The following is a 5709-nucleotide window of genomic DNA, read 5'->3' on the forward strand; positions in this document are numbered from 1 at the left end:
CACTTCTGAGTTCGGGAAGGGATCAGGTGGGGCCATCGCGCTATTGTCGTCAGCAAAGGGGGTTAGATATGAGTCTGTTGTTTTTATTGTTTGACTATAAATTTTACTTTTTAGTCGATCAACTTATAACCTAACTGAATCAAGGTTAAAGGTGATATCGAAATATTCTTTCTTTATTCTATAAGCCACTACAGCTTATACAAGATAGATTAATTAGACTTGTATACAAACCACTTGGGTGTTGTATGGTCAAGCCAAACGAGCAATTAGTACAGGTTAGCTACATGCATCGCTGCACTTCCACACCCTGCCTATCAACGTCCTAGTCTTGAACGGCTCTTTAGGGAAATCTAATCTTGAGGTGGGCTTCCCGCTTAGATGCTTTCAGCGGTTATCCCATCCGAACGTAGCTACCGGGCAATGCCACTGGCGTGACAACCCGAACACCAGAGGTTCGTCCACTCTGGTCCTCTCGTACTAGGAGCAGATCCTCTCAAATTTCCAACGCCCACGGTAGATAGGGACCGAACTGTCTCACGACGTTCTAAACCCAGCTCGCGTACCTCTTTAAATGGCGAACAGCCATACCCTTAGGACCTGCTTCAGCCCTAGGATGAGATGAGCCGACATCGAGGTGCCAAACACCGCCGTCGATATGAACTCTTGGGCGGTATCAGCCTGTTATCCCCAGAGTACCTTTTATCCGTTGAGCGATGGCCCTTCCATACAGAACCACCGGATCACTAAGACCTACTTTCGTACCTGCTCGACTTGTGGGTCTCGCAGTTAAGCGCGCTTTTGCCTTTATACTCTACGACCGATTTCCGACCGGTCTGAGCGCACCTTCGTACTCCTCCGTTACTCTTTAGGAGGAGACCGCCCCAGTCAAACTACCCACCATACATTGTCCTCGGTATTGTTATACCTGAGTTAGAACCCCAACATGACCAGGGTGGTATTTCAAGATTGGCTCCACAAACACTAGCGTGTCTGCTTCAAAGCCTCCCACCTATCCTGCACAAGTCAGGTCAAAGTTCAATGTAAAGCTGTAGTAAAGGTTCACGGGGTCTTTCCGTCTAGCCGCGGGTACACAGCATCTTCACTGCGATTTCGATTTCACTGAGTCTCTGCTGGAGACAGCGCTGCCATCATTATGTCATTCGTGCAGGTCGGAACTTACCCGACAAGGAATTTCGCTACCTTAGGACCGTTATAGTTACGGCCGCCGTTTACTGGGGCTTCGATCAAGAGCTTCGCTTACGCTAACCCCATCAATTAACCTTCCAGCACCGGGCAGACATCACACCCTATACGTCCACTTTCGTGTTTGCAGAGTGCTGTGTTTTTAATAAACAGTTGCAGCAGCCTGGTATCTGCGACTGCCAGCAGCTCAAGGAGCGTGTCCTATCACCACCAACAGCGTACCTTCTCCCGAAGTTACGGTACCATTTTGCCTAGTTCCTTCAGCAGAGTTCTCTCAAGCGCCTTGGTATTCTCTACCTGATCACCTGTGTCGGTTTAGGGTACGATTCGTTTATAACTATTGCTTAGAAGCTTTTCCTGGAAGCATGGTATTTGCCACTTCACTGTACAAGTACAGCTTGCTATCAGATCTCAGCCATGTAGTAGCCCGGATTTACCTAAGCCACAAGCCTACATCCTTTCACCTGGACAACCAACGCCAGGCTGACATAACCTTCTCCGTCCCTCCATCGCATTATAAACAAGTATCAGAATATTAACTGATTTCCCATCGACTACGCCTTTCGGCCTCGCCTTAGGGGTCGACTCACCCAGCCCCGATTAACGTTGGACTGGAACCCTTGATCTTCCGGCGTGCGAGCTTTTCACTCGCATTATCGTTACTCACGTCAGCATTCGCTCTTGTGATACCTCCAGCATGCCTTACGACACACCTTCACAGGCTTACACAACGCTCCCCTACCACTTGAAAACAAATTCAAATCCGCAGCTTCGGCTCCTAGTTTGAGCCCCGTTACATCTTCCGCGCAGGCCGACTCGACTAGTGAGCTATTACGCTTTCTTTAAAGGATGGCTGCTTCTAAGCCAACCTCCTAGCTGTCTATGCCTTCCCACCTCGTTTCCCACTTAACTAGGAATTTGGGGCCTTAGCTGGCGGTCTGGGTTGTTTCCCTCTCCACAATGGACGTTAGCACCCACTGTGTGTCTCCCGGATATCACTCATCGGTATTCGGAGTTTGCATCGGTTTGGTAAGTCGGTATGACCCCCTAGCCGAAACAGTGCTCTACCCCCAATGGTGTTCGTCCGAGGCGCTACCTAAATAGCTTTCGGGGAGAACCAGCTATCACCGAGTTTGATTAGCCTTTCACCCCTATCCACAAGTCATCCCCTGGCTTTTCAACGACAGTGGGTTCGGTCCTCCGGTGCCTGTTACGGCACTTTCAACCTGCTCATGGATAGATCACTCGGTTTCGGGTCTATACCCTGCAACTAAACGCCCTATTAAGACTCGGTTTCCCTACGGCTCCCCTAAACGGTTAACCTTGCTACAGAATATAAGTCGCTGACCCATTATACAAAAGGTACGCAGTCACTCCAATAAATTGAAGCTCCTACTGCTTGTACGCACACGGTTTCAGGTTCTATTTCACTCCCCTCACAGGGGTTCTTTTCGCCTTTCCCTCACGGTACTGGTTCACTATCGGTCAGTCAGGAGTATTTAGCCTTGGAGGATGGTCCCCCCATCTTCAAACAGGATTTCTCGTGCCCCGCTCTACTTAATATGTTAACTCTAATGTTTCGAATACAGGACTATCACCTACTACGGTCAGCTTTCCCACGCTGTTCTTCTACATTAGAATTAATCGGCTTCTCCCCGTTCGCTCGCCGCTACTAGGGGAATCTCATTTGATGTCTATTCCTAAGGGTACTGAGATGTTTCACTTCCCCTCGTTCGCTTCTTGTACAAGTACAAGATACCTACCTTATGGTAGGTGGGTTTCCCCATTCAGAAATCTCCGGATCACAGGATATTGCCGCCTCCCCGAAGCTTATCGCAGGCTGTCACGTCTTTCATCGCCTCTGACTGCCAAGGCATCCACCATGTGCGCTTCATTACTTGACCATACAACCCCAAGTAGTCTCTCGACTTCTAAGTGTCATACAATCTAATTATGATAACGATATCACCTAATTTTATACGCTTGATTCAGTTCTCTTATTACTTTTTTAATAACTCACCCCTGGGATAACAACTGATGTCGTTAAGAGGTGAGTTATTAAGGTTAAGAAGTGCGCGTGAACACGCTCTTCCTAACCCAGACTCATATCTATGTTTTTAAATAGTTCCTACTCTCTCGTCGAGTAGCAGGTTCTGTATAAAACAGAAAGAAGTAATCTTGCCAATATAACGGCGAATCACTTGTTTCTATTTAATACCTATTTTATTTATTAGCATCTAAAGTTTCGTATTTATAGTGGTGGAGCCAAACGGAGTCGAACCGTTGACCTCCTGCGTGCAAGGCAGGCGCTCTACCAACTGAGCTATGGCCCCGTAAATAATGGTAGGCCTGGGCAGACTTGAACTGCCGACCCCCGCGTTATCAACACGGTGCTCTAACCAGCTGAGCTACAGGCCTTTGTATGCCTACAAAGGCAAAAGCTAATAAATACTAGCTTAAACTAAAGAACAACTTGTTGTGAATTCTTGCTGACCGAATGTCATCTATAAGGAGGTGATCCAGCCGCAGGTTCCCCTACGGCTACCTTGTTACGACTTCACCCCAGTCATCAACCACACCGTGGTGAACGCCTCCCCGAAGGTTAAGCTATCCACTTCTGGTGCAATCAACTCCCATGGTGTGACGGGCGGTGTGTACAAGGCCCGGGAACGTATTCACCGCGGCATTCTGATCCGCGATTACTAGCGATTCCTACTTCATGGAGTCGAGTTGCAGACTCCAATCTGGACTACGATAGGCTTTTTGAGATTCGCATCACATCGCTGTGTAGCTGCCCTCTGTACCTACCATTGTAGCACGTGTGTAGCCCTGGTCGTAAGGGCCATGATGACTTGACGTCGTCCCCGCCTTCCTCCAGTTTGTCACTGGCAGTATCCTTAGAGTTCCCGGCTTAACCCGCTGGTAACTAAGGACAAGGGTTGCGCTCGTTGCGGGACTTAACCCAACATCTCACGACACGAGCTGACGACAGCCATGCAGCACCTGTATTCTAATTCCCGAAGGCACTCCCGCATCTCTGCAGGATTCTAGATATGTCAAGACCAGGTAAGGTTCTTCGCGTTGCATCGAATTAAACCACATGCTCCACCGCTTGTGCGGGCCCCCGTCAATTCATTTGAGTTTTAACCTTGCGGCCGTACTCCCCAGGCGGTCTACTTATTGCGTTAGCTGCGTCACTAAGTCCTCAAGGGACCCAACGACTAGTAGACATCGTTTACGGCGTGGACTACCAGGGTATCTAATCCTGTTTGCTACCCACGCTTTCGAGCCTCAGTGTCAGTATTATGCCAGAAGGCTGCCTTCGCCATCGGTATTCCTCCAGATCTCTACGCATTTCACCGCTACACCTGGAATTCTACCTTCCTCTCACATACTCTAGCTCTACAGTTTCAGATGCAGTTCCCAGGTTGAGCCCGGGGATTTCACATCTGACTTATAGAGCCACCTACGCTCCCTTTACGCCCAGTAATTCCGATTAACGCTTGCACCCTCTGTATTACCGCGGCTGCTGGCACAGAGTTAGCCGGTGCTTATTCTGCAGCTAATGTCATCGTCCGTGGGTATTAACCACGGAGTCTTCTTCACTGCTTAAAGTGCTTTACAACCAAAAGGCCTTCTTCACACACGCGGCATGGCTGGATCAGGGTTTCCCCCATTGTCCAATATTCCCCACTGCTGCCTCCCGTAGGAGTCCGGGCCGTGTCTCAGTCCCGGTGTGGCTGATCATCCTCTCAGACCAGCTACAGATCGTCGCCATGGTAGGCCTTTACCCCACCATCTAGCTAATCCGACTTAGGCTCATCTAATAGCGAGAGCAGTAAACTGCCCCCTTTCTCCCGTAGGTCGTATGCGGTATTAATACGAGTTTCCCCGTGCTATCCCCCACTACTAGGTAGATTCCTAAGTATTACTCACCCGTCCGCCGCTCGACGCCTGATAGCAAGCTATCATCGTTTCCGCTCGACTTGCATGTGTTAAGCCTGCCGCCAGCGTTCAATCTGAGCCATGATCAAACTCTTCAGTTTAATCTTGCTATGAAGTCCTTTAAAGAGACTTCTAAACTTGGCTCATCTAATCTGGCAAAATCGCTAAAAATTATGTTCGTAATGAATTAACTTTGAGTTTTTTTACTGTCTTAAATGATAATTTTTATAGTTAGAATCCTATCGAAAAGATAGTCAACCAACTTTATTTTTTAACATTCTGAATCAGCAAAAATCCACACAAGTTGTTCTTTAGTTATGCTTTTAAATAATGCCTAATCACTGTCGTCCAGTGTTAGTATTTCAAACTAAATATTCCCAGCCAATACGGCTTATCCTATTTAGCGAGCTGACTATCATATCATGTTTTAATAGTCTGTCAACTTCTTTTTTTATCTCGTTTCAATGAGTTAACTGGGTTTTAATTAAGTAATTATCTCCTAATTACTGCCAGTTCTCCCTGTTGAGGGGCGTATTATATAGAGTTTAAGAGCTGTGTCAA

General features: G+C 47.8%; 2 tRNA genes and 2 rRNA genes. All 4 read right to left on the minus strand.

The features are described 5' to 3' along the window. Positions 1-245: 245 nt before the first annotated feature. The 4 genes from I6E84_RS00005 to I6E84_RS00020 all read right to left on the minus strand — a co-directional run bounded on the left by I6E84_RS00005 (position 246) and on the right by I6E84_RS00020 (position 5249). A 23S ribosomal RNA gene (locus tag I6E84_RS00005) occupies positions 246-3107 on the minus strand. Positions 3108-3460: 353 nt separating this feature from the next. Beyond that, positions 3461-3536, minus strand: a tRNA-Ala gene (locus I6E84_RS00010). An 8-nt stretch (positions 3537-3544) separates the two neighbouring features. Beyond that, positions 3545-3621: transfer RNA gene (locus I6E84_RS00015), tRNA-Ile, on the minus strand. Between the two features lie 89 nt (positions 3622-3710). Further along, positions 3711-5249, minus strand: a 16S ribosomal RNA gene (locus I6E84_RS00020). Together the 16S and 23S rRNA genes with 2 tRNA genes alongside form the textbook arrangement of a ribosomal RNA operon. Between the last annotated feature and the right edge of the window lie 460 nt (positions 5250-5709).

Source organism: Psychrobacter sp. SCQQ22, from assembly GCF_015864605.1.
Taxonomy (GTDB): domain Bacteria; phylum Pseudomonadota; class Gammaproteobacteria; order Pseudomonadales; family Moraxellaceae; genus Psychrobacter; species Psychrobacter fozii.